Here is a 22,142-nt window from a genome sequence, read left to right on the forward strand (position 1 = left end):
CCTCAGCGGCAGCGCCGCCGTGCAACTACACCCGCTTCAGGCTGACCGACACTTTCGGGCCGTTCTTGATGGTCTGATACACCACGCAATAGCGCTCGGTGAGCTTGAGCAAGAGGTCGAGCTTGTCCTGCGGCGCGTCGGTGTCGACCTCGAAGCGCAGGCGGATTTCCTGGAAGCCGACGGGGGCCTCCTTGTCGACGCCGAGCGTGCCGCGGAAATCGAGATCGCCTTCGGCCAGCACCAGCCCGCTCTTGAGCGGGACCTCGACGGCAGTCGCAACGGATTTCAGGGTGACGCCGGCGCAGGCGACCAGCGCTTCCAAGAGCATGTCGCCGGAGCACAGCTCGAGCCCCGAGCCGCCGGTCCCCGGATGCAGGCCGGCCACAGCCATTGCGCGCCCGGTCTCGAGCTTGCAGGTCAGGCCCTCACCGCCGACCTCGCCCTTGGCCTTCAGCGTGATGACGGCGGCGGACGGATCGGCCTTGTAGCGTTCCTTGATCGGCGCCTGCATGGCGCGCAGCTCGGCAGCATCCATTGTCGTTCTCTCCCGGAGTCATTTCGGACGAGATGTACCGGGCCGGGCCGCCAAAGTCACCACCACAGGCCGCCGCCGGGCTCACGCCTGCCCTGCGTGTCCGGCATCGTCCGGTCGACCGAGCGGTCCAGCGCGGTCAAGACATGCCGCTTGAACTGCTCGAACAAGGGCGCGTTGCGGTCGCGCGGCCGCGACAGATTGATGGTGATCTCCTCGAACAGCCGGCCGGGATGCGGCCGCATCACCAGCACGCGGTCGGCCAGCACCACGGCTTCCTCGACGTCGTGCGTGACCAGCACCAGGGTCGGGCGCGTATCGGCCCAGAGGTCGAGCAGGTGGTCCTGCAGGTCCTTGCGCGTGAAGGCATCGAGCGCAGAGAACGGCTCGTCGAGCAGGAGCACCTCCGGCCGCGCCACCAATGCGCGGGCGATCGCGACGCGTTGCGCCTGGCCGCCGGACAATTCGCGCGGCCAGACCTTGGCTTTGTCGGCGAGGCCGACACGTTCGAGCGCGCGCGCGACGCGATCGCGGCGCTCGGCCGCCGGCAGCTCGGACAGGCCGAAGCCGATGTTGTCGGCGACCGTGAGCCACGGCAGCAGCCGCGGCTCCTGGAAGATGATGCCGACCTTGGGATGCGGCGCCGTGATCGCCTCGCCGTCGAGCGTCACGGCGCCGGCGCTGGCGCGGTCGAGCCCGGCGACGGCGCGCAGCAAGGTCGACTTGCCGCAGCCGGAGCCGCCGATGATGGCGATGATCTCGCCGAGCTGGATCTCGGCCGAGAACCGCTCCAGCGCGTGGACGCCGTTGGGATAGACCTTGGTGACGGCTTGCAACGACAGCATCAGGCGGCCCCGCTCTGGCGTGCGAAGCTGTCCTGCCAGCGCAACAGCGGCGCGGTGGCGATCTCCAGGAGCCAGTCGGTCGCCTTGCCGATGATGGCGAAGATCACGATGGCCGCCACGATCTGCGCCGGCTTGCCGAGCTGCTGGCCGTCGATCAGGAGGTAGCCGAGCCCTTCCGACGCCCCCATGAACTCGGCGGCGACGACGAACATCCACCCCAAGCCGAGGCCGACGCGCAGCGACACGACGTACGCCGGCAGCACCGCGGGCAGCAGGATGCGGCGGATCATCGCCGGCCCGGAGAGACGGAAGATGCGGCCGACCTCGACGATCTTGCGGTCGACCGAGAGGATCGCGCCGGTCAGGCCGAGATAGACCGGGAAGAATACGCCGACCGCGATCAGCGCCACCTTGGAGGTCTCGAAGATGCCGAGCCACAGGATGAACAACGGCACCCAGGCGATCGAGGGAATCGCGCGCAACGCCTGGATGGTGGGATCGACCAGCCGCCGGGCGAGGCCCCAATAGCCGCAGATGCCGCCGAGGACAGTTCCGGCAATGACGCCGAGGCCAAAACCGACGCCGACGCGGGTCAAGGTCATCGTGATGTGGCGGGAGAGTTCGCCGGAGCGGGCGAGCTCGGCGATGGTGGTGAAGACCTTCGAGGGCGGCGGCACCAGCCGGCCGTTGGACCAGCCGGCCCGGACGGCAAGCTCCCAGGCGAGTGCGAGCGACAGCGGCAGCAGCAAGCCGAGCAGCGGGCGCGTCAGCCGCGTGAGCCATGGCTGGCGAGCAGTCTGCGGTGTGGCCGCCGCGGCGGGGGCCTGGAGTTCGACGGTCATGGTCATAGTGAGAACAGCGCTCGGGTGTGAATGCAAGGCGTGGCGGCGGATGGCGATGGTGGCCAAGGACGGCGCCCCAAACTCGCTGTCGTCCCGGCCTTGCGCCGGGACCCATACTCCGCGGCGGTCGTTGTGGAGCGAGATGCCGCTCCAGCGTGGTCAACAACAGGCGTCACGGAGTATGGGTCCCGGATCTGCGCCCGCCAACGCTATCGCGTTGGCGGGCTTGTCCGGGACGACACCGGTTTTTGATCGCCGGCTCTTGGCACAGGCGATTTGGCGCAGCGGCCTATTGCCCGAGCCGTGCAAGCCCTAGTTCGTCGGCAGCGGGACCTGGTCGTCGATCAGGGCATCCAGCGTCGCCTTCACATCCACCTTGGCATCGACGACACCGGCCTGCTGCAAAGCGAGGCCAGCGGCCAAAATCGACTCGCGCTGCGGCGCGCCGATGCGGCTGTGGGTCAGCTCGGTGCGCTCCTTGAGCTGCTTGTCGACGACGGTCTCCGGCAGCTTGGTCACGGCGATGAAGGTCTTCTTGAGGTCGTCGTAATTCGCCAGCGCATCCTTGCGCGCGACTTCGTAGGTGGCGAGCACGCGGCGGACCATGTCGGGATTGTCCTTCAGGAACTGCTCACGGACGTTGAGGATGCCCCAGGTGTTGGCGTCGGCCTTGCGGTAGAACAGCCTGGCGCCCTCCTCGACCTCCGCCTGCGCCATCATCGGATCGAGCCCGGCCCAGGCGTCGACGTCGCCGCGGATCAGCGCCGCCTTGCCGTCGGCGTGCTGCAGCAATACCGGCGTGATGTCCTTGTCGCTGAGGCCAGCTGACAGCAGCGCGCGCACCAGGAAGATGTGCGGATCGGTGCCACGGGTCACCGCGACCCGCTTGCCCTTGAGGTCAGCCACGGAGGCAATCTTGGAATCCTTGGCCGTGACCAGCGCCGTCCATTCGGGCCGCGAATAGACGTAGACCGACTTGATCGGGTTGCCGTTGATCCGGGCGACCAACGCGGCGGAGCCGGCGGTCGAGCCGAAATCGAGCGAGCCGGCGTTGAGGAATTCGAGCGCCTTGTTGGAGCCGGCCGACTGCACCCAGACGATGCTGATGCCGTCCTTCGCGAACTCCTTCTCCAGAAGTCCTTTCTGCTTCAGCACCAGCGACACCGGATTGTAGGTCGCCCAATCGATGCGGATCTCCTTCACCGGCTCGGCCGCGCGTGCAGCGCCGCATCCCAGGAGAACCACGGCCGCAACCGCAGCAAATCCGCGCCTCGACAATCCACCCATCGTCACCCCTCCAAGCCTCAAGAAACATTGCTGTGGTTTCAATGAGTTATGCCAGGGGCGCGCGAGAATTGCTTTTCCTTTCGACGGCACCATTCAGAACGATCATCATCCCGTGACCACCGATGACAGCATGGATCGATTGTTGCATTGGAAGTTTCGTGACAGCACAGGCCTTGTTCGATATCCGGTTGCATCCATGGACAGCGTCGCCCCCCATTCCCACCCTGATAGCCTTTCCGATTTCGACAGCGCCGGCATCGCGGTTGCGGTCGACGCGCTGGCCGCGCAGCATTCGGGACGCGAGGACATGTTCCGCGCCGCCGTAGTGCAATTCCTCAAGGCCGAGCTGGTCAAGGCGCGCGCGGCCGCCCAGGCGCAACTGTTGAAGGACCGCCATGGCCGGCGCTGCGCCGAGCAGCTCTGCTTCGTGCAGGACGAGATCATTCGCATCCTCTACGCCGCCGCCACCGAGCACCTCTACCGCTCGCAGGTGCCGAGCGGCGCCGAGCGCATGGCGGTGGTCGCCACCGGCGGCTATGGCCGCGGCCTGATGGCGCCGGAGTCCGACATCGATCTCCTGTTCATCCTGCCCTACAAGCAGACCGCCTGGGGCGAGCAGGTCGCCGAAGCCATCCTGTATTCGCTGTGGGACATGGGGCTGAAGGTCGGCCATGCGACCCGCTCGGTCGACGAGTCGATCCGCCAGGCGCGCGGCGACATGACCATTCGCACGGCCATCCTGGAGACGCGCTATCTCGCCGGCGACCGGCCGCTCTATGACGAGCTGGTCGCGCGCTTCGACACCGAGGTGGTACAGGGCACCGCCGCCGAGTTCGTCGCCGCCAAGCTGGCCGAGCGCGAGGAGCGGCACCGCCGCGGCGGCCAGTCGCGCTATCTCGTCGAGCCCAACGTCAAGGACGGCAAGGGCGGCCTGCGCGACCTGCATACGCTGTTCTGGATCGCCAAATATGTCTATCGCGTGCGTGAGACCGCTGAATTGGTCGAGCGCGGCGTGTTCGACGCGCATGAATACCGCACCTTCCGGCGCTGCGCCGATTTCCTGTGGTCGGTGCGCTGCAACCTGCACTTCGTCAGCGGCCGGCCCGAGGAGCGGCTGTCATTCGACCTGCAGCGCGAGATCGCGGTGCGGCTCGGCTACACCAGCCATCCCGGCATGCAGGATGTCGAGCGCTTCATGAAGCACTACTTCCTGGTCGCCAAGGAGGTCGGCAATCTTACCGCCATCCTGTGCGCCAAGCTCGAGGACCAACAGGCCAAGCCGGCGCCGGTGCTGAGCCGGATGATCTCGCGCCTGACCACCGGCTCGACCTGGCGGCGCGTGCCGGAGAGTGACGACTTCATCGTCGACAACAACCGCATCAACCTCGCCGCGCCCGACGTCTTCAAGCACGATCCGGTCAATCTGATCCGCATCTTCCGGCTGGCGCAGAAGAACAACCTCGCCTTCCATCCCGACGCGATGCGCGCGGTCACGCGCTCCTTGAACCTGATCAACACCGAGCTGCGCGACGATCCCGAGGCCAACCGGCTGTTCATGGAGATCCTGACCTCCAACGATGCCGAGGTCGTGCTGCGGCGGATGAACGAGACCGGCGTGCTCGGCCACTTCATCCGCGCCTTCGGCCGCATCGTGTCGATGATGCAGTTCAACATGTATCATCACTACACGGTCGACGAGCACCTGATCCGCTGCATCGGCTTTCTGCAGGAGATCGAGCGCGGCGGCATCGACGAGTTCACCCTGGCCTCCGACCTGATGCGCAAGATCCGGCCCGAGCACCGCGCCGTCATCTACATCACCGTGCTGCTGCACGACGTCGCCAAGGGACGGCCCGAGGACCATTCCATCGCCGGCGCCAAGATCGCGCGCCGGCTGTGCCCGCGGCTGGGCTTCAACAATGCCGACACGGAGCTGGTCGCCTGGCTGATCGAGGAGCATCTGACGATGTCGACGGTGGCGCAGTCGCGCGACCTGTCGGACCGCAAGACGATCGAGAATTTCGCCGCCGTGGTGCAGTCCGTCGAGCAGATGAAGCTGCTGACGATCCTGACCACCGCCGACATCCGCGGCGTCGGCCCCGGCGTCTGGAACGGCTGGAAGGCGCAACTGCTGCGCACGCTCTACTACGAGACCGAGCCGGTGCTGACCGGCGGCTTCTCCGAGGTCAACCGCGCCAAGCGCATCACCGCGGCGCAGGCTGAATTCCGCAACGCCTTCACCGATTGGCCCGAGGACGAGCTCAACACCTATATCGGCCGGCATTATCCGGCCTACTGGCTCAAGGTCGAGCTGCCGCGCAAGATCCGCCATGCCCGCTTCGTGCGATCGAGCGAGGATGCCGGCCACAAGCTCGCGATCAATGTCGGCTTCGATCCGGCGCGCGGCGTGACCGAGCTGACGATCTTCGCGATGGACCATCCGTGGCTGCTGTCGATCATCGCCGGCGCCTGCGCCTCCGCCGGGGCGAACATCGTCGATGCCCAGATCTATACCACGACCGACGGCCGCGCGCTCGATACCATCGCGATCTCCCGCGAATATGAGCGCGATGAGGACGAGGGCCGGCGTGCGACCCGGATCGGCGAGACCATCGAGCAGGTGCTGGAGGGCAAGCTGCGGCTGCCGGACGCCGTGGCGCGGCGGACGACGCGCGGCAAGCAGCACAAGGCGTTCTCGGTCGAGCCGGAAGTGACCATCAACAATCAATGGTCGGAGCTCTACACCGTCATCGAGGTCTCCGGCCTCGACCGCCCCGGCCTGCTGTACGAGCTGACGACGGCGATCTCGAAGCTGAATCTCAACATCGCGTCGGCCCATGTCGCCACCTTCGGCGAACGCGCCCGCGACGTGTTCTACGTCACCGACCTCCTGGGCGCGCAGATCAACGCGCCGACCCGGCAGGCGGCGATCAAGAGCGCGCTGCTGCATTTGTTGGCGAACGACGACGCGGCCGCCCAACCGGCGGCATGAGAGACCATTGCGCGGCATTGAGCCGCTCGGAGCCGATTTGAACGAGGGGACCGGCACCGGCGCCGGTCCCGGCAGGCTTGGGGGAGCCGAACCATGGCATTGATTGCAGACATCGTCGTCGGACTGATCGGCCTGCTTCACGTCTACATTCTCGTGCTCGAGATGTTTCTCTGGACCAAGCCGGCCGGCTTGAGGGCGTTCAACAACACGCCGGAGCGCGCGGAGCAGACCAAGGTGCTCGGCGCCAACCAGGGCCTCTACAACGGCTTCCTCGCCGCCGGCCTGTTCTGGGGCCTCGCGCATCCGGCGCCGGTGTTCGCTTTTCAGATCAAGGTGTTCTTTCTGCTCTGCGTGCTCGTCGCGGGCCTCTATGGCGCCGCCACGGCGAGCCGCAAGATCCTGTTCATCCAGAGCGTGCCGGCAGCAGTCGGCCTGATGCTCGTCTGGCTGGCGGCTTGATCAGCACCGAGTCCGCGGCCGTCTTTCGAGACGCCTGCGGACGATGTCGGTGCCCATGAGGACATCATTCCGGGACATTCGCGCGCAAAATGGCGAAGCCGTTTTGAAGCAGCGACCACAGATGTCGTCCCGGGCAAGCACGGCGGCGCAACGCGCCGGCGTGCGCCGACCCGGGACCCATACTCCCGGGCGACGTTCGAGGCAGGATCGCAACTCCGAGTCTTCGCCACAGGGCGGCCTGTGGTTATGGATCCCGGCTCTGCGCCCTGACGTCGCTGCGCGACGCCAGGGCTTGGCCGGGACGACACTGAATGTCAGGGGGCAGCTTGGCTCCCAATGGTGCGAAGTCGCGATCATCGAGCTTGCATCCTAAGCCCTCGCCCCTCGGAACCGCCGCGGTCCCGGTGGCGGCTCGCCTTGCGTCCGCCAAGCCGTTCCTCCACACTGCCTGTAGCGATGGCGCCCGTCCGGGCAGACCAGCCGCACAACAACATTCAGGAGGAATGCAGACCCCATGCGACAGGGATATTTCCGTCTTGCAGGCGCGGCCGCTTTGGCCGTCACCCTCTCCGTCACGTCAGCCTCGGCCCAGAAGAAGTATGATCCCGGCGCCTCCGATACCGAGATCAAGGTCGGTCAGACCGTGCCGTTCTCGGGCCCCGCCTCGGCCTATGCCTCGATCGGCAAGACCCAGGCTGCCTATTTCAACATGATCAACGAGCAGGGCGGCATCAATGGCCGCAAGATCAAGCTGATCCAGTATGACGACGCCTATTCGCCGCCCAAGGCGGTCGAGCAGGTCCGCAAGCTGGTCGAGGACGACGAGGTGCTGCTGACCTTCCAGATCATCGGCACGCCGTCCAACGCCGCGGTCCAGAAATACCTCAACGCGAAGAAGGTGCCGCAGCTGTTCGCCGCCACCGGCGCCACCAAGTTCACCGACCCCAAGAACTTCCCCTGGACCATGGGGTACAATCCCAACTACTTCACCGAGGGCCGCATCTACGGCCAGTACATTCTGAAGGAGCATCCCAACGCCAAGATCGGCGTGCTCTATCAGAACGATGATCTCGGCAAGGACTATCTGAACGGGATCAAGGCCGGCCTGGGTGACAAGGCATCGACCATGATCGTCGCCGATGCCTCCTACGAGGTGTCCGATCCGACCATCGACTCGCAGATCCTCAAGATCAAGGCGGCCGGCGCCGACCTGCTGTTCTCCGCCGCGACGCCGAAGCAGGCCGCTCAGGCCATCAAGAAGCTGCATGAGCTCGACTGGCACCCCGTCCACATCGTCGATATCAATGCCACCTCTGTCGGCGCAGTGATGCAACCGGCCGGCCTCGAAGCCTCCAAGGGCGTAATCTCGGTCAATTACGGCAAGGACCCGCTCGATCCGACCTGGAAGGACGATCCGGGCATGAAGCGCTATCTGGATTTCATGGCCAAGTATTATCCGGAGGGCGACAAGAACTCCAATTTCAACGTCTATGGCTACGGGAACGCACAGCTCCTGGTCACGGTGCTGCAGATGTGCGGCGACAACCTGACGCGCGAGAACGTCATGAAGCAGGCGGCGTCGCTGAAGGACGTCGTCGGCGACCTGTCGCTGCCGGGCATGAAGATCAACACCTCGCCGACCGACTATCGCGTCAACAAGCAGCTACAGATGATGAAGTTCAACGGCGAGCGCTGGGAGCTGTTCGGCCCGATCCTGGAGGACAAGGGCGCGGCGGGCTAGCTGCACTCGACGTCGTTCCAGGGCGTCGCGACAGCGACGAGCCCGGACCCTCGAGATTCCGGATTCGATGCTGCGCATCGCCCCGGAATGACGCGGTCAACATCGATGGGACGGGGCTGCGGGATAGCGCGGCCCCGTTCTGCATTGCGGCACGGGTTGCGCCCGTTCGCCGCTGCGTGCGCTCGCCGACGGCCATTCGACCGCATCGCGGGTGACAACGGCTGTTGCGGTAGGATCCGCCGTCGCGTCGAGGAAGTGTCAGTCGTTGATGACCTCACCCTGGTCTCGTTGCTTGACGACCCGGTCGATCAAGCCCCACTGTAAGGCTTCGTCCGCGGTCATGAAGTGATCGCGATCCAGGGTGCGCTCGACGTCTTCATACGTACGTCCGCAATGCTCGGCGTAGAGCCTGATCATGCGGCGCTTGGTCTGCTCCATCTCCTTGGCGTGAATCAGGATGTCGGACGCCTGGCCCTGAAAACCACCGAGCGGCTGATGGACGTGAAGACTTGCATTGGGCAGCGCCGTCCGCTCGCCGGGCTCTCCCGCCATCAGAAGAAACGAGCCCATCGATCGCGCCGTTCCCATGCAGAGCGTGTGTACCGGTGCTTTGACGAATTGCATCGTGTCATACATCGCGAGGCCGCTGGTGATCACGCCGCCGGGTGAATTGATGTAGAGATGGATCGGCCGCTTTGGGTTTTCCGCCTCGAGAAACAGCAGTTGCGCGCAGACCAGGGCGGACACCGTGTCGTTGACCTCGCCGTTCAGGAAGACGATCCGCTCACGGAGCAGCCGCGAATAGATGTCGAAGGATCGTTCGCCCCGACTGGACTGCTCGATGACCATAGGGACGAGTTGCATCGTGTCGCGCATGCGCGAGCTCCCGGTTTCAGTGGGTTGTTAGTGAACTAGAGCGTCAAGCCGCGCGCATCAGGCTGCGCCGGTTGCTGTTCGCCGCCGGCGGCGTCCGCCGCATCAGCTTCGTGACGACCAGTCCGTGAATGATTCTCAGCCTGGTCCCGCCTGCGGCATTGGGCATGACCTGGAACGTCACGATGCTCTCGAGGTACGGCGGCTCGTCGTCGCGCATCCGGTAGCGAACTTCTTCGCCGGGCGTCGAGGAGACCGGGGCGGCATCGGCCAATTCTCCTGAAGGCAGCCAGTTCTCGCGCAGCGCGGGAATGCTGATCGCCCGCCACACCTTCTCCGGCGGAGCGTCGAGCTCGTAGTCGAGCACCAGATCGTCGCTCTGCCGGTCAGCCTTGATATCGGTCATTGGTCCATGTCCTTCAGCACGGCCTTCAACGCATCGACCCGCGACGGCCAGTAGGCGCGGTACTTCGCCAGCCAGCGCGCGATCTGCGCCAGGCCCTCCGGATCGACCTCATAGTTGACGAAGCGACCCTGCCGTTCTTCCCTCACCAATCCCGCGCTTCTGAGAACCGCGAGGTGCTGGGACATCGCCGGCTGGCTGATCGTCAGACCCTCGCGAAGCGCGCTGGCATTCAAGCTGCCGTTCGCCAGCTTCTCGAAGATCGCGTATCGCGTCGGATCAGCCAGGGCCCTGAAGATGTCACTCTCGATCATGCCAACACATAAGCATAAACTTATGTGTCATGCAAGCGGCAACGGAGGCTGAGAACGCGGATGTCGTCGAGTAGAGCGACGCGCCTGGGCGCTTCTCGATCAGGACTCGCTCTCACCCAGCCCACTGCCGCGCTCCCTCCCCCACAAGGAGGGAGGGAACGTACCTTTTGCTTGTCGACTGCCGACTACCAATCTTGCGGGTGTAGTCAGACTTGCCCCGCCGGCACCTCGCCAAAGTTCTTGCCCACCGGCAGCACGGCGTGGCGGATCAGGCGCGAGTCTTCGACCGCAGCCTGGCGGTGCTTCACTGCCTCGCGATAGACGGGATCGCGGATCATCTCGACGAAGGCTTGCACGCTCGGATATTCGGCGATGAAGCAGTGATCCCAGTATTCCTCCTGCGGACCGATCAGCATCAGCTCGAAACGACCCTGCCAGACGACGCGGCCGCCGAGGCGCTCGAACACCGGGCCGCTCTCGCGGCCATAGGCGGCATAAGCTTGCGCGCCGCTGACCTTACGTCCATCGGGATAGGCCGCCTCCTTGCGCAGCCGCACCAGGTTCAGCATGTGGATCGGACCCGGGCGGTCATTCTCCCGGAACTGCGCGAACACCTCCTTGGTGGGATCGATATGGCCCATGAATTCCCTCGCCTGATTGTTGTTGACCTTCGCTTAACCATAACGCGGCGTTAGCGGCGCGAAACTCCTAATCGCGCGTTAAGCTCTTCCTAACTGCCCCTTAAACTCCGGACATTACCGTGGTCGGACGGCGGGGTCGCGGGCTCGGGTTGCGTATGGCGCGGGGACGGAAACAGAGCGGCGGACGCAAGGAGCCGCGATTCGGTCTTGCGGCCGCGATGGCCGATCTGCGCCTCGACCCCAAGGATCGCATCCCCTCCGGCAACAACGCGCCCAAGAAGTCCGCTGCGAAGAAAAGGCCGGTCGAGCCCGACGACGAGGAAGATGTGCCGGCGCGCGAGCCGAAGACCTCAACGCCGAAACCAAAGCCGAGCCGCGGCAGGTCGCGCTGGGGATTGTCGATTGGGCGCATGTTCTACTGGGCGCTGGTCTGCGGCCTGTGGGGCGTGATCGCGCTGGTCGGCGTCGTGATCTGGGCCGGCGCGCATCTGCCGCCGATCCAGTCGCTGGAGATCCCCAAGCGGCCGCCGACGATCGAGATCGTGGGCTATGACGGCACCATGCTGGCGCAGCGCGGCGAGATGGCCGGCGCCAATGTCGCGCTGAAGGATCTGCCGCCCTATCTGCCGAAGGCCTTCATCGCCATCGAGGACCGCCGCTTCTACCAGCATTTCGGCATCGACCCGATCGGCATCGCCCGCGCTGTCGTCGCCAACATCCTGCATCGCGGCGTATCACAGGGCGGCTCGACCCTGACGCAGCAGCTCGCCAAGAACCTGTTCCTGACCCAGGAGCGCACGCTGGCGCGCAAGCTGCAGGAGGCCGAGCTGGCGCTGTGGCTGGAGCGCAAATATTCCAAGCGCGAGATCCTCGAGCTGTATCTCAACCGGGTCTATTTCGGCTCCGGCGCCTATGGCGTCGAGGCGGCCGCGCAGCGCTATTTCGGCAAGTCCGCGCGGCAGGTGACGATCGGCGAGGCCGCGATGCTCGCAGGTCTCGTCAAGTCGCCGTCGCGGCTGGCGCCGAACCGCAACCCGGAGGGCGCGGCCAAGCGCGCGCAGACCGTGCTTGCGGCGATGGCCGAGGCCAAGTTCATCACCGACGCCCAGGCGCAGGCCCAGATCGCGCATCCTTCCGTGGCGGTGAAGCCGGCCGGCGCCGGCACCGTGAACTACGTCGCCGACTGGATCGGCGAGGTGCTCGACGACCTCGTCGGCCAGGTCGAGGAGTCGATCGTCGTGGAGACCACGATCGATCCGAAGCTGCAATCCGTCGCCGAGGCCGCCATCATCGACGAGCTCGCGGCCAAGAGCGTGAAGTTCAACGTCAGCCAGGGCGCGCTGGTGGCGATGACGCCGGACGGCGCCGTGCGCGCCATGGTCGGCGGCCGCAACTATTCCGACAGCCAGTTCAACCGTGCCGTGACCGCCAAACGGCAGCCCGGCTCGGCGTTCAAGCCGTTCGTCTATCTCACCGCCATCGAGCAGGGCCTGACGCCGGACACGGTGCGCCAGGACGCGCCGCTCGACCTGAAGGGCTGGAAGCCGGAGAACTACACCCGCGAATATTTCGGCCCGGTGACGCTGACCCAGGCGCTGGCGATGTCGCTCAACACGGTCGCGGTGCGTGTCGGTCTCGAGGTCGGACCGAAGAACGTGGTGCGGACCGCACACCGCCTGGGCATCGCCTCCAAGCTCGATCCCAACCCGTCGATCGCGCTCGGCACCTCCGAGGTGTCGATGATCGAGCTGGTCGGCGCCTACGCGCCGTTCTCCAATGGCGGGGTCAGCGTCTCGCCGCATGTGGTGACGCGGATCAGGACGCTCGACGGCAAGCTCCTCTACATGCGCCAGGCCGAGCAGCCGGTGCAGGTGATCGAGCCGCGCAACGCGGCGATGATGAACCAGATGATGCAGGAGACGCTGATCTCCGGCACCGCGAAGAAGGCGGAGATCCCGGGCTGGATCGCCGCCGGCAAGACCGGCACCAGCCAGGATTTCCGCGACGCCTGGTTCATCGGCTACACCGCGCGCCTCGTCACCGGCGTCTGGCTCGGCAATGACGACAACTCGCCGACCAGGAAGGCGACCGGCGGCGGCCTACCCGTCGAGGTCTGGACCCGCTTCATGCGCGCGGCGCATCAGGGCGTGCCGGTGGCGGCGCTGCCGAACGCGCAGGGCTCGGGTCTTGTGCCGACGCTGGCGCAGATCGCCTCGCAGATTTCAGCACCGTCGGCCCCCGCGCCCAATGCGGCCTACTCGGCGCGCTCGGCGGCGCCGAGCCCGAGCCGCAGCAATGTTCGTCCGGAGCCCGCGGCCGGGCTCGACGGCTGGCTGGTGGACCGGTTGTTCGGCGGCCGGCGCTGATCTGATTGCACCACGAACACCGTCATTCCGGAGCAAGGCCGTAGGCCTGGAACCCGGAATCTCGATGTTGTCTGGCATTCGTTTTCAACAAGCTCGGGATTCCGGGTTCAATCGCCAACGCGCGGACGCGCGTTGACGATTGCCCCGGAATGACGACGGAAGCGCAAATGCGCTGCGTGTTGCGACACAACGAGCGATGCTCGTCAGGGGAAGACAGTGAGTCCGGCCTGATCAGCCCGCGGCGGCCGCAACGGGCCGCGATGACGGCTCGCTTTTCGCAGCACCCTCGCCTTTCGCATCACCGGAGGCCTGCGCCAGCGCGCGTCCGACGAGCCGCAGCATCAGGCTCGCGCGATGGGCGCTGTAGTCGAGCAGCCAGCGGCTGAAGGCGCTGGCGGCCATCGGCCGCGCGAACAGGAAGCCCTGCATCGCATCGCAGCCGAGCTCGGCCAGTAGCTTGCGCTGCGGCTCGGTCTCGACACCTTCGGCGACCACGGCCACGTCGAGGCTCTGGCCGACGCGCACGACCGCGGTCACGATCGCCCGCGTGCCGCTGTCGTTCTCGAAATCGCGCATGAAGCTGCGATCGATCTTCAGCTCGTCGATCGGTAGCTGGGCCAGCCGGCTGAGGCTCGAATAGCCGGTGCCGAAATCGTCCAGCGACAGGCCGACGCCCATGTTGCGCAGCTCGTTCATGGTCGCGATCACGGTGGCGCGCTCGTTGAGGATCACGCCCTCGGTGATCTCCAGCATCAGCATCTTCGCCGGCAGATCGTTGGCGGCCAGGATCTGCGCCACCATCGCCGCCAGATTGACGTTCTGGAAGTTGATCGGCGACAGGTTCACCGAGATGCAGGGGATGTCGAGACCGGCACGCCGCCACGACGCCATCTGCTGGCAGGCCAGCTTGATCGACCACACGCCGATCTGCTCGATCAGGCCGCACTCCTCGGCAAGCGGAATGAACTTGGCGGGCGAGACCTCGCCGAGCACCGGATCGTGCCAGCGCGCCAGCGCTTCCACGCCGTGGATCGCGCCGTCGCGGGTGCGGATCTGCGGCTGATAGTGCAACGTCAGGGCCTCGCTGGCGATCGCCTCGCGCAGCGCGGTCGAATGCATCAGCCGTTCTTCGGCGAGCTTGTCGATGTCGGCGCTGAAGAAGCGGTAGGTCGCCCGGCCGCCGCGCTTGGCCTTGTACATCGCCGCGTCGGCCTGCTTGATCAGGGTCTCGATGTCCTTGGCATTATCAGGATAGAGGCTGAGCCCCATGCTCGCCGACATCGGCACCTGGCGCTTGCCGATCGTCAGCGGCATCGCCAGCGCGGCGGTGATGCGCGCCGCCGCGAGCGAGGCTTCCAGGGCATCGCGGTTCTGCAGCACGATCACGAACTCGTCGCCGCCGAGACGGCCCAGCATGTCGCCGTTGCGGATCTGCGCTCGCAGGCGGTTGGCGAAGCCGACCAGGAACTCGTCGCCGGCGGCATGGCCCAGCGTGTCGTTGACGTCCTTGAAATTGTCGGCGTCCAGGAAGGCGACGGCGACGTGTCCGCCTTCCGGACAGGCCTTGATGGCTTCGGCGATCAGCGACGGGATGCGGGCACGGTTGGGCAGGCCCGTCAGCATGTCATGATAGGCGACCTGTGAGATCGTCGAGCGGACCTCCTGGCGCTCGATGGCGAGCGCACCGAGCTGGACGCAGGCGGCCACGATCTGCTCGTGCCAGGGGCTGGGGCCGCGGCATTCACGGAAGTAGAAGGCAAAGGTGCCGATGACACGGCCGTCCTTGCCCTTGATGGGCGACGACCAGCAGGCGCGCAGGCCGGCGGCGAGCGGGCCGGCCTTGTAGGGTTGCCAGCACGGATCATTGTCGATGTCGTGCGACAGCACCGGCTCGCAGAGATGGGCGGCGGTGCCGCAGGAGCCGACGTCCGGCCCGATCGCGACGCCGTCGAGGCTGGCCGAATAAGCGGGCGGAAGGCTGGGGCCGCCGAGCGGATGCATGCGGCCATCGGAATCGACGTGCAGGATCGAGCAGACGACGTCCGGGGCGAGCTCTTCGACCCGGCGGCACAGCTGATCGGCGATGGTCGTGATCGAAACGTCGGACGCCAGCGACGCCATGATCAGCTGCTGCAGCGAGCGCAACTGCTTGGTCTCCCGGATGTCCGTGAGCAGCCCGAACAGATATCTGACCTTGCCCCGCTTGGTCCGGTGCGCCTTGACATAGGCGGTCGTCCAGATCTCGCGGCCGTCCTTGTCGTAGACCAGCACGTCCTCCTCGATGCCGCGATCGTCCTCGAGGCATTGCCTCAGCCGGTCGACGATGGCGGGATCAGTGCAGGGGCCGATCAGCAGTTCCTCGGCCCGGCGCCCGATCGCCTGTTCAGGCGTGTAGCCGAACAGGCTGGCAAAGGCGGCGTTGGTATAGAGGACGTTGAGCTCGCGATCGGTGACGATGACGGCCCGGTTGGTCCGGTCGGCGACCGACGTCAGCAGCGCATTGCGCTCGCGCATGTCGACTTCGGTGGTCACGTCACGAATGAACAGCAGCGAACGGACCGGCTCGTCGTCACGGCCCGGCGGGAGAGCGCACAGCGACAGGCGGAGGCGGGTCCGCCCGCCATCGGCATGGCGCATCGTCATTTCGCGGGCTTCGGACTGGTCCGCCTCCTGCTGCGCGTCCGTCGTCTCGTCGCAGGGGGGCGCCGGGATCAGATCCGCGGGCAGACCCAGGCTTTCGAGGTCGGCGCCGATCAGAGCGGCCGGCTCACGCCGCAGCAGCACCGACGCCGCCTGGTTGGCGTGCTGGACATGGCCCAGCGCGTCGAGAAACAGGATCGCCTCGGAGGCACCGTCGAGCGCGGCCGAGAGCAATTGTGTGGATGCGGCCGGTTGGAACTCGCTTGCAGGCATCGTTCGATTCGAGGCGCGCTGCACGTTTCGAGAGAAACGATCGGCGCTTTGGTTGCAGCGAACGACCCGGCAGCTCGCTGGGACGTCACCTTGGGGTTGATCGCGGTAAATCTGGCGAGCGCAGCGTTACGGCCGCGTTAAGGCGCCGCCGAATTGAGCAATATCCTCCGACTGCAGGCGAGAAGGCTTAAGAATTCGATAGTCCGCACGCGGGTTCTGAGTTCATCGATGCAGATTGGAACCCGACAAAGAAATGGCCCGGACCAGAAGGCCGGGCCATTGGGACTCGCATCGTCGAGATGCTCTATCGTCGAGACCTCAGTCGTCGATGCCATAGCGATGCAGATCGTTGCCGCAGGTGTCGAGCCACTTCTTGGCGCGCTCGACCGAGGAGCAGATCCTGCCACACACCTTCCAGAACCGCGGCGAGTGGTTCATCTCGATCAGATGAGCGACCTCGTGCGCGGCGAGATAATCGAGCACGAAGGGCGGCGCCAGGATCAGGCGCCACGAGAACGACAGCGAGCCGGCCGAGGTACATGAGCCCCAGCGGCTCGACTGGTCGCGGATCGACAGCCGCTTGACCTTGACGCCGAGCTGCTCGGCATAGGCATCGGCGGCCTTCTGCAGGTCACGGCGCGCCTCGCGCTTCAGGAAGTCGAGCACCCGGCGTTCGGTGTGCTCGATCCCGCCGGCCACGCACAGGATCTTCTCGCCACTGTCTCGCGTCTCGGTCCACACCGTGCCGCGCTCGCCCGCGCGATGCACGATCTTGTGCGGCACGCCGCGCAGCGGCACCAAAGTGCCCGGCAGGAACGGCGCCGCCTTCGGCAGACGGCCAAGACGCGCCGCGATCCACGCGCCGTGACGCTGCGCGAAGTCTTTCGCTTCGATGATCGTGCCGCGCGGAGGCATCGTGAGGATCGCTTCGCGATCCGACGGATGAATTCTCAGGGTATAACGTCGCGCACGACGGTGACGCCGCAATCTAATCGAGTAGATTTGCGAGCCATGCTTGACGAGAAGACGCGAAGGTTCGGCGGGCCGCCGATAAAGTAGCGCGCGAGTGGCCATTTCTGTCAGTCCGGGAGGGAAGAACTCGCCCGGATTTTGCCATATCCATCGCCAGGGAAAGCGCTCGGCGCAAAAACAAATCATTTGCCCAACATACAGGGGTTCGGAAGGTTCCGCACCCTAGCGGTTGGGCCTCGCGCGCCCCCAAAAACATGAATTCAGATTCAAAAGCATCGCTCAAGAAGCGACGCCACATTCACTGCTTGAGTCACTCCTGAGTTCCGGTTTCTAGCGTCCCTTCAAAGGGTTACCCCGCATCCGGATTCGGATGCGCGGTGACCATCGTCTTCACTCATTCAGCCGCAATGGCGAGCAGCGACTTCGGATCGGCTGCCGACAGCATGAAATCGTTGATGCGCGGCACGATCTCCGACTTGAATCGCGAGCCGTTGAACACGCCGTAATGACCGACACCCGGTTGCACGTAGTGAACCCGGCGGTGATCCGGGATCGACGAGCAGAGTCCGTGCGTCGCTTCGGTCTGACCAAGACCGGAGATGTCGTCCTTCTCACCTTCGACTGTCATCAAGGCCACGCGCGTGACCTTCGACGGATCGACCAGGGTGCCGCGATGGGTCATCTCGCCCTTCGGCAGCGCATGTTTGACGAACACGGTCTCCACCGTCTGCAAATAATATTCCGCAGCCAGGTCCATGACCGCGAGATACTCGTCGTAGAAGTCGCGGTGCTTGTCGACCTGGTCACCGTCACCCTTCACGAGGTTGGCGAACAGCGCCTTGTGGGCGTCGACATGGCGGTCGAGGTTCATGCTGATGAAGCCGTTCAACTGCAGGAAGCCCGGATAGACGTCGCGCATGACGCCTGGATGCGGGAACGGCACCTTGGTGATGACGTGGTTGCGGAACCAGTCGATGCCGCGCTCCTGGGCGAGATTGTTCACGCCGGTCGGGTTGCGCCTGGTGTCGATCGGGCCGCCCATCAGGGTCATCGAGATTGGTGCGAAGGGATCGCGCTCGGCCTCCATGACAGACACCGCCGCCAGCACCGGCACCGCCGGCTGGCACACCGCCATGACGTGCATGTTGGTGCCGAGGAAGCGCAGCATCTCGATGACATAGTCGATGTAGTCGTCGAGATCGAAGCGGCCTTCGGCCAGCGGGACCATCCGCGCGTCAGACCAGTCGGTGATGTAGACCTCGTGGGTCGGCAGGAACGCTTCCACCGTGCCGCGCAACAGGGTCGCGTAATGGCCGGACATCGGCGCCACGATCAGCAGCCGGGGCTGGGGGCTGCGCAGCGGGCGGGTCAGCTTGCGGTCGAAATAGAGCAGCCGGCAGAACGGCTTTTCCCAGATCGAGCGGACCTCGACGGGGGTCCGGATGCCGTTGACCTCGGTCTCGTCGAGGCCCCATTCGGGCTTGCCGTAGCGGCGCGTGGTGCGCTCGAACAGCTCGCAGGCCGCCGCGACCGATTTGCCCATCTGGGTGTGGGCCCAGGGATTGAGCGGGTTCTGAAACAGGATCTTGGTGGCGTCGGTGACAGCGCGCGCCGGATTGAGCGAGGCGTGCGCCATTTCGTACATCCAGTACATCGGCGTCGTCAGGACCGGACTGCCTTCCGACGCCAGGGGCGGTGCACCGCCAAACTCACCTATCGGCATTCTCGTTCAACCTCTCTGCAATGCAGCATACTGCCGAATGCGCAATTAAGCGTCAATGCGGTGTTGTACGTGTCAACGCCGCAAAGCGACGAAATGAGCCCGGAAATCCACGGGAAAAGCGCAATTATTCCCCTGCCGCCAGCAACGAGCCGGCGCGGCGCGCGCTACGCAAAAGGGCAATGAATGCCGCAAACGACGCCAGCAGCAGGGCGGCATTGAGCCCGAGCGCCGTCAGCATCAGGTCCGATCGGAAGACGTGATCGGCCAGCAGCGCGCGCATGCCTTCGAACACGTAGGTCGGCGGCAGGGACCAGGCGACCAGTTGCAGCCAATGCGGCAGCACCTGAACGGGATAGTAGACGCAGGCGAGCGGCATCAGCGCGAACATCAGCGTCCAGACGATGCTCTCGGCGCCGAGCCCGTTGCGCAGCACGAGCCCCGACACGAAGATGCCGACCGCCCAGGACGTGAAGATCAGGTTGCAGAAGAAGGCGATCAGCGGCAGGCCGAGGCTGTAGAGGTTGAAGTCGAAGAACCAGACCGCGATCAGGGTCATCGGGATGATGCCGATGGCCAACCGGATCAGGCTCATCGTCATCAGCGCCAGCAGGAATTCGATCGGCGTCAGCGGACTCATCATCAGGTTGCCGATGTTGCGCGCCCACATCTCCTCGAGGAAGGAGATCGAGAACCCGAGCTGTCCGCGGAACAGGATGTCCCACAGGATGACGGCGCCTATCAGCGTGCCGCCGGCGCGGGCGAAGAAGCCGGCATTGGCGGTGATGTAGGTCTGCAGGAAGCCCCAGGTGATGATCTGCAGGGTCGGCCAGTACATCAGCTCCAGCAGCCGCGGCCAGGACGACAGCAGCAGATACCAGTAGCGCAGGATCATCGCGCCGATCCGGTGCGGGGCGATGCGGAGCGAAAGATCGTTCATTGCGCGGCCTCCCGGTCGCGGCCGCGGGCGACGTCGAGGAATACGTCCTCGAGCGTCGAGCGGTTGTAGCGCGCCATGATCTGCGCCGGGCTGTCGTCGTCCTCGATGCGACCGCGCTTCATGATGATGACGCGGTCGCACAGACGCTCGACCTCCAGCATGTTGTGCGAGGCGAGCAGCACGGTGGCGCCACGGCGCTTGCGGTAGCTGTCGAGATGGCCACGCACCCAATCGGCGGTGTCAGGATCGAGCGAGGCGGTCGGCTCGTCCAAGAGCAGCAGCTCGGGATCATTGATCAGCGCCTTGGCCAGCGCGACGCGCGTCTTCTGCCCGGCGGAGAGCTTACCATTGGCACGATCGATGAAGTCGGTCAGGTCGAGCTGGGCGGCGAGCTCCGCGATCCGCTCCTTGAGGTGGTCCACCGCATAGAGCCGGCCGAAGATGGTGAGGTTCTGCCGCACCGTGAGGCGCATCGGCATGTCGACATAGGGGCTCTCGAAATTCATCCGTCCCAGCACGGCAGCAGCCTCGTCCGGCATCCTGTGGCCGAGCACGGCGACCTCGCCCGAGGTCGGCTGCACCAGCCCCATGATCATCGCAATCGTCGTGGTCTTGCCGGCGCCGTTGCCGCCGAGCAGCCCGGTGATGCTGCCGCGGCGGATCGCAAAGGAGATGCCGTCGACAGCGGTCGTCGTCTTGTAGACCTTGGTCAGCCGCGACACGGCAATCGCGGGCGAAACCGAGCTGGAATCGGATGAGAGGGTCGGCACTGCGTCATCTTGCGTCATGGGAGGGGTTCATTGAGGCATTGTGCCGCAAACCGCAACAGGCCACCAACGGCCGGCCAGATTTGTCGCCGCGCCTGCGCGGCATTAGGTTCCCGTCATGACCGACGACGCCCTGATCATCGACACGCCCGACACCGACTATCGCCATCCGCGACAGCGCGTCCGGCTCGACACCATCCTGCGGCTGCGCTGGCTGGCGGCGCTCGGTCAGTTGAGCGCGATCTTCATCGTGGTGCAGGGGCTGGAGTTCGACCTGCCGGTGGTGCCCTGTCTCGCGGTGATCAGCATCTCGGCGCTGCTCAATCTCGGCCTGCAGATCGCCTTCAACCCGATGCAGTTGTTGGAGCCGGCCCACGCCGGAGGCCTGCTCGCGCTCAACATCGTCGAGCTGACGGTGCTGCTCTATCTCACGGGCGGGCTGGAGAATCCGTTCTCCTACATGTTCCTGGCGCCGGTGCTGATCTCGGCGACCGCCCTCCCCGTCCGCCTGACGATCATGCTCGGCCTGCTCGCCGTGGCCTGCGCAACCGCCTTGTTCTTCATGCACCTGCCGCTGCCGTGGGAAGGCGAGGAGCCGCTGATCTTCCCGCCGATCTATCTGTTCGGCGTCTGGCTCTCGATCGCGCTCGCGATCGGCGTCACCAGCCTCTATGCGTTCCAGGTGACCGAGGAGGCGCGCAAGCTGTCGGACGCGCTGGCGGCGACCGAGCTGGTGCTGGCGCGCGAGCAGCACCTCACCCAGCTCGACGGTCTCGCGGCGGCCGCCGCGCACGAGCTCGGCACCCCGCTCGCGACCATCGTGCTGATCTCGCGCGAGTTGGAGCGCGCCCTGCAGGACAACAGCCAGGTCACCTCCGACATCAAGACCCTGCGCGAGCAGGCGCAGCGCTGCCGCGACATTCTCGGCAAGATCACCCAGCTGTCCTCGATCGGGTCGATGTACGACCGGATGAAGCTGTCGACCTTGATCGAGGAGACGGTGGCCCCGCATCGCGACTTCGGCGTCGACATCAAGGTGCGCGTCGCCGTGGCCGCGGCCAAGGAGCCGGTCGGCTCGCGCAACCCGGCGATCCTCTATGGCGTCGGCAATATCCTGGAGAATGCCGTCGACTTCGCGCGCAACGCCGTCGAGGTGAACGCCTGGTGGAACAATGAGACGGTCGAGATCGTGGTGTCCGACGACGGCCCCGGCTTCGCGCCTGATATCCTGAAGCGGATCGGCGAGCCCTATCTGTCGCGACGGCCCAGCGCCGAGGACGGCCCGGGAGGTAACCAGGGCGGCGGCCTCGGGCTCGGCGTGTTCATCGCCCGCACGCTGCTGGAGCGGACCGGGGCCAAGGTCTCGTTCAGCAATCGCACCTTCCCCGACCATGGCGCCGTAGTCCAGATCGTGTGGCCGCGACGGCGCTTCGAGGCCAGCGAGGACGACGATGGCGAGGCGGAGCCGGAATGAAGCCTCGGCGGCAGCCGCCGCCGGCGTGGTCCTGGCATACAGCACACCCGCCCCGCGCGGC

At 65.7% G+C, this 22,142-nt stretch carries 18 protein-coding genes; 5 read left to right on the plus strand and 13 right to left on the minus strand.

Going from position 1 to position 22,142, the window contains the following annotated elements; genetic code table 11:
* Positions 1–25 precede the first annotated feature (25 nt).
* From QW868_RS07700 to QW868_RS07715, 4 genes are all read right to left on the minus strand, one after another.
* The gene (locus QW868_RS07700) at positions 26–535 is read right to left on the minus strand and encodes an OsmC family protein (RefSeq protein ID WP_315756858.1); all 510 of its coding nucleotides are present in this window, start codon (positions 533–535) and stop codon (positions 26–28) included.
* A 56-nt stretch (positions 536–591) separates the two neighbouring features.
* Positions 592–1,377 (minus strand): ABC transporter ATP-binding protein, encoded by a 786-nt coding sequence (locus QW868_RS07705; protein ID WP_316230285.1) that lies wholly within the window; start codon positions 1,375–1,377, stop codon positions 592–594.
* Entirely contained in the window at positions 1,377–2,225 is an 849-nt protein-coding gene (locus QW868_RS07710; protein WP_316230286.1) for an ABC transporter permease, read from the minus strand. Before QW868_RS07710 ends, QW868_RS07705 begins: the two co-directional genes overlap by 1 nt.
* 306 nt (positions 2,226–2,531) lie before the next feature.
* Positions 2,532–3,506, minus strand: coding sequence for an aliphatic sulfonate ABC transporter substrate-binding protein (locus tag QW868_RS07715; protein WP_316230287.1), 975 nt, complete (start codon positions 3,504–3,506; stop codon positions 2,532–2,534).
* Between the two features lie 196 nt (positions 3,507–3,702).
* Here QW868_RS07715 and QW868_RS07720 point away from each other — a divergent pair, with 196 nt between their 5' ends.
* The 3 genes from QW868_RS07720 to QW868_RS07730 all read left to right on the plus strand — a co-directional run bounded on the left by QW868_RS07720 (position 3,703) and on the right by QW868_RS07730 (position 8,698).
* Complete coding sequence (locus QW868_RS07720; protein ID WP_316230288.1) at positions 3,703–6,498, plus strand: [protein-PII] uridylyltransferase; 2,796 nt, start codon at positions 3,703–3,705, stop codon at positions 6,496–6,498.
* A gap of 93 nt (positions 6,499–6,591) precedes the next feature.
* A complete protein-coding gene (locus QW868_RS07725; RefSeq protein ID WP_315783397.1) occupies positions 6,592–6,957 on the plus strand; it encodes a DUF1304 domain-containing protein in 366 nt (121 codons plus the stop codon).
* Between the two features lie 514 nt (positions 6,958–7,471).
* Positions 7,472–8,698, plus strand: coding sequence for an ABC transporter substrate-binding protein (locus tag QW868_RS07730; RefSeq protein WP_315812104.1), 1,227 nt, complete (start codon positions 7,472–7,474; stop codon positions 8,696–8,698).
* A 258-nt stretch (positions 8,699–8,956) separates the two neighbouring features.
* Here the strand turns inward: QW868_RS07730 and QW868_RS07735 are convergent, their stop codons facing one another.
* From QW868_RS07735 to QW868_RS07750, 4 genes are all read right to left on the minus strand, one after another.
* Positions 8,957–9,574 carry an ATP-dependent Clp protease proteolytic subunit gene (locus QW868_RS07735; RefSeq protein WP_315783399.1) on the minus strand — a complete coding sequence of 206 codons (618 nt, stop codon included), beginning with the start codon at positions 9,572–9,574 and terminating at the stop codon, positions 8,957–8,959.
* 43 nt (positions 9,575–9,617) lie between these two features.
* A complete protein-coding gene (locus tag QW868_RS07740) occupies positions 9,618–9,977 on the minus strand; it encodes an SRPBCC domain-containing protein (RefSeq protein ID WP_315773169.1) in 360 nt (119 codons plus the stop codon).
* On the minus strand, positions 9,974–10,288 hold the full coding sequence (locus tag QW868_RS07745; RefSeq protein WP_315735325.1) for a metalloregulator ArsR/SmtB family transcription factor: 315 nt from the start codon (positions 10,286–10,288) through the stop codon (positions 9,974–9,976). Before QW868_RS07745 ends, QW868_RS07740 begins: the two co-directional genes overlap by 4 nt.
* 206 nt (positions 10,289–10,494) lie before the next feature.
* On the minus strand, positions 10,495–10,929 hold the full coding sequence (locus QW868_RS07750; protein ID WP_315735327.1) for a DUF1330 domain-containing protein: 435 nt from the start codon (positions 10,927–10,929) through the stop codon (positions 10,495–10,497).
* Positions 10,930–11,084: 155 nt separating this feature from the next.
* Between QW868_RS07750 and QW868_RS07755 the strand changes: the two genes are divergently transcribed.
* Complete coding sequence (locus tag QW868_RS07755) at positions 11,085–13,295, plus strand: penicillin-binding protein 1A (protein WP_316230289.1); 2,211 nt, start codon at positions 11,085–11,087, stop codon at positions 13,293–13,295.
* A gap of 231 nt (positions 13,296–13,526) precedes the next feature.
* Here QW868_RS07755 and QW868_RS07760 read toward each other — a convergent pair whose 3' ends face one another.
* The 5 genes from QW868_RS07760 to QW868_RS07780 all read right to left on the minus strand — a co-directional run bounded on the left by QW868_RS07760 (position 13,527) and on the right by QW868_RS07780 (position 20,628).
* Complete coding sequence (locus QW868_RS07760) at positions 13,527–16,208, minus strand: EAL domain-containing protein (protein ID WP_316230290.1); 2,682 nt, start codon at positions 16,206–16,208, stop codon at positions 13,527–13,529.
* A gap of 318 nt (positions 16,209–16,526) precedes the next feature.
* Positions 16,527–17,366: a SprT family zinc-dependent metalloprotease gene (locus QW868_RS07765; RefSeq protein ID WP_315735333.1), complete on the minus strand. Its 840-nt coding sequence runs from the start codon at positions 17,364–17,366 to the stop codon at positions 16,527–16,529.
* 208 nt (positions 17,367–17,574) lie between these two features.
* Positions 17,575–18,903, minus strand: a complete 1,329-nt coding sequence (locus QW868_RS07770; protein ID WP_315735335.1) for a polyhydroxyalkanoate depolymerase — start codon at positions 18,901–18,903, stop codon at positions 17,575–17,577.
* 124 nt (positions 18,904–19,027) lie between these two features.
* On the minus strand, positions 19,028–19,840 hold the full coding sequence (locus QW868_RS07775) for an ABC transporter permease (protein WP_315735337.1): 813 nt from the start codon (positions 19,838–19,840) through the stop codon (positions 19,028–19,030).
* Positions 19,837–20,628: an ABC transporter ATP-binding protein gene (locus tag QW868_RS07780; RefSeq protein ID WP_315756844.1), complete on the minus strand. Its 792-nt coding sequence runs from the start codon at positions 20,626–20,628 to the stop codon at positions 19,837–19,839. Before QW868_RS07780 ends, QW868_RS07775 begins: the two co-directional genes overlap by 4 nt.
* Positions 20,629–20,725: 97 nt before the next feature.
* Between QW868_RS07780 and QW868_RS07785 the strand changes: the two genes are divergently transcribed.
* Entirely contained in the window at positions 20,726–22,081 is a 1,356-nt protein-coding gene (locus QW868_RS07785; protein ID WP_315735341.1) for an ActS/PrrB/RegB family redox-sensitive histidine kinase, read from the plus strand.
* Positions 22,082–22,142: the final 61 nt, after the last annotated feature.

The organism is Bradyrhizobium sp. SZCCHNR1051 (assembly GCF_032489615.1).
Lineage (GTDB): Bacteria > Pseudomonadota > Alphaproteobacteria > Rhizobiales > Xanthobacteraceae > Bradyrhizobium.

What these genes read in the sequence shown, in the direction of transcription:
- QW868_RS07775 (WP_315735337.1), bottom strand. Translation starts at nt 19,840, where the DNA reads ATGAACGATCTTTCGCTCCGCATCGCCCCGCACCGGATCGGCGCGATG.
- QW868_RS07770 (WP_315735335.1), bottom strand. Translation starts at nt 18,903, where the DNA reads ATGCCGATAGGTGAGTTTGGCGGTGCACCGCCCCTGGCGTCGGAAGGC.
- QW868_RS07720 (WP_316230288.1), top strand. Translation starts at nt 3,703, where the DNA reads ATGGACAGCGTCGCCCCCCATTCCCACCCTGATAGCCTTTCCGATTTC.
- QW868_RS07785 (WP_315735341.1), top strand. Translation starts at nt 20,726, where the DNA reads ATGACCGACGACGCCCTGATCATCGACACGCCCGACACCGACTATCGC.
- QW868_RS07765 (WP_315735333.1), bottom strand. Translation starts at nt 17,366, where the DNA reads ATGATTTGTTTTTGCGCCGAGCGCTTTCCCTGGCGATGGATATGGCAA.
- QW868_RS07735 (WP_315783399.1), bottom strand. Translation starts at nt 9,574, where the DNA reads ATGCGCGACACGATGCAACTCGTCCCTATGGTCATCGAGCAGTCCAGT.
- QW868_RS07760 (WP_316230290.1), bottom strand. Translation starts at nt 16,208, where the DNA reads ATGCCTGCAAGCGAGTTCCAACCGGCCGCATCCACACAATTGCTCTCG.
- QW868_RS07745 (WP_315735325.1), bottom strand. Translation starts at nt 10,288, where the DNA reads ATGATCGAGAGTGACATCTTCAGGGCCCTGGCTGATCCGACGCGATAC.
- QW868_RS07740 (WP_315773169.1), bottom strand. Translation starts at nt 9,977, where the DNA reads ATGACCGATATCAAGGCTGACCGGCAGAGCGACGATCTGGTGCTCGAC.
- QW868_RS07755 (WP_316230289.1), top strand. Translation starts at nt 11,085, where the DNA reads ATGGCGCGGGGACGGAAACAGAGCGGCGGACGCAAGGAGCCGCGATTC.
- QW868_RS07715 (WP_316230287.1), bottom strand. Translation starts at nt 3,506, where the DNA reads ATGGGTGGATTGTCGAGGCGCGGATTTGCTGCGGTTGCGGCCGTGGTT.
- QW868_RS07780 (WP_315756844.1), bottom strand. Translation starts at nt 20,628, where the DNA reads ATGACGCAAGATGACGCAGTGCCGACCCTCTCATCCGATTCCAGCTCG.
- QW868_RS07700 (WP_315756858.1), bottom strand. Translation starts at nt 535, where the DNA reads ATGGATGCTGCCGAGCTGCGCGCCATGCAGGCGCCGATCAAGGAACGC.
- QW868_RS07750 (WP_315735327.1), bottom strand. Translation starts at nt 10,929, where the DNA reads ATGGGCCATATCGATCCCACCAAGGAGGTGTTCGCGCAGTTCCGGGAG.
- QW868_RS07730 (WP_315812104.1), top strand. Translation starts at nt 7,472, where the DNA reads ATGCGACAGGGATATTTCCGTCTTGCAGGCGCGGCCGCTTTGGCCGTC.
- QW868_RS07725 (WP_315783397.1), top strand. Translation starts at nt 6,592, where the DNA reads ATGGCATTGATTGCAGACATCGTCGTCGGACTGATCGGCCTGCTTCAC.
- QW868_RS07705 (WP_316230285.1), bottom strand. Translation starts at nt 1,377, where the DNA reads ATGCTGTCGTTGCAAGCCGTCACCAAGGTCTATCCCAACGGCGTCCAC.
- QW868_RS07710 (WP_316230286.1), bottom strand. Translation starts at nt 2,225, where the DNA reads ATGACCATGACCGTCGAACTCCAGGCCCCCGCCGCGGCGGCCACACCG.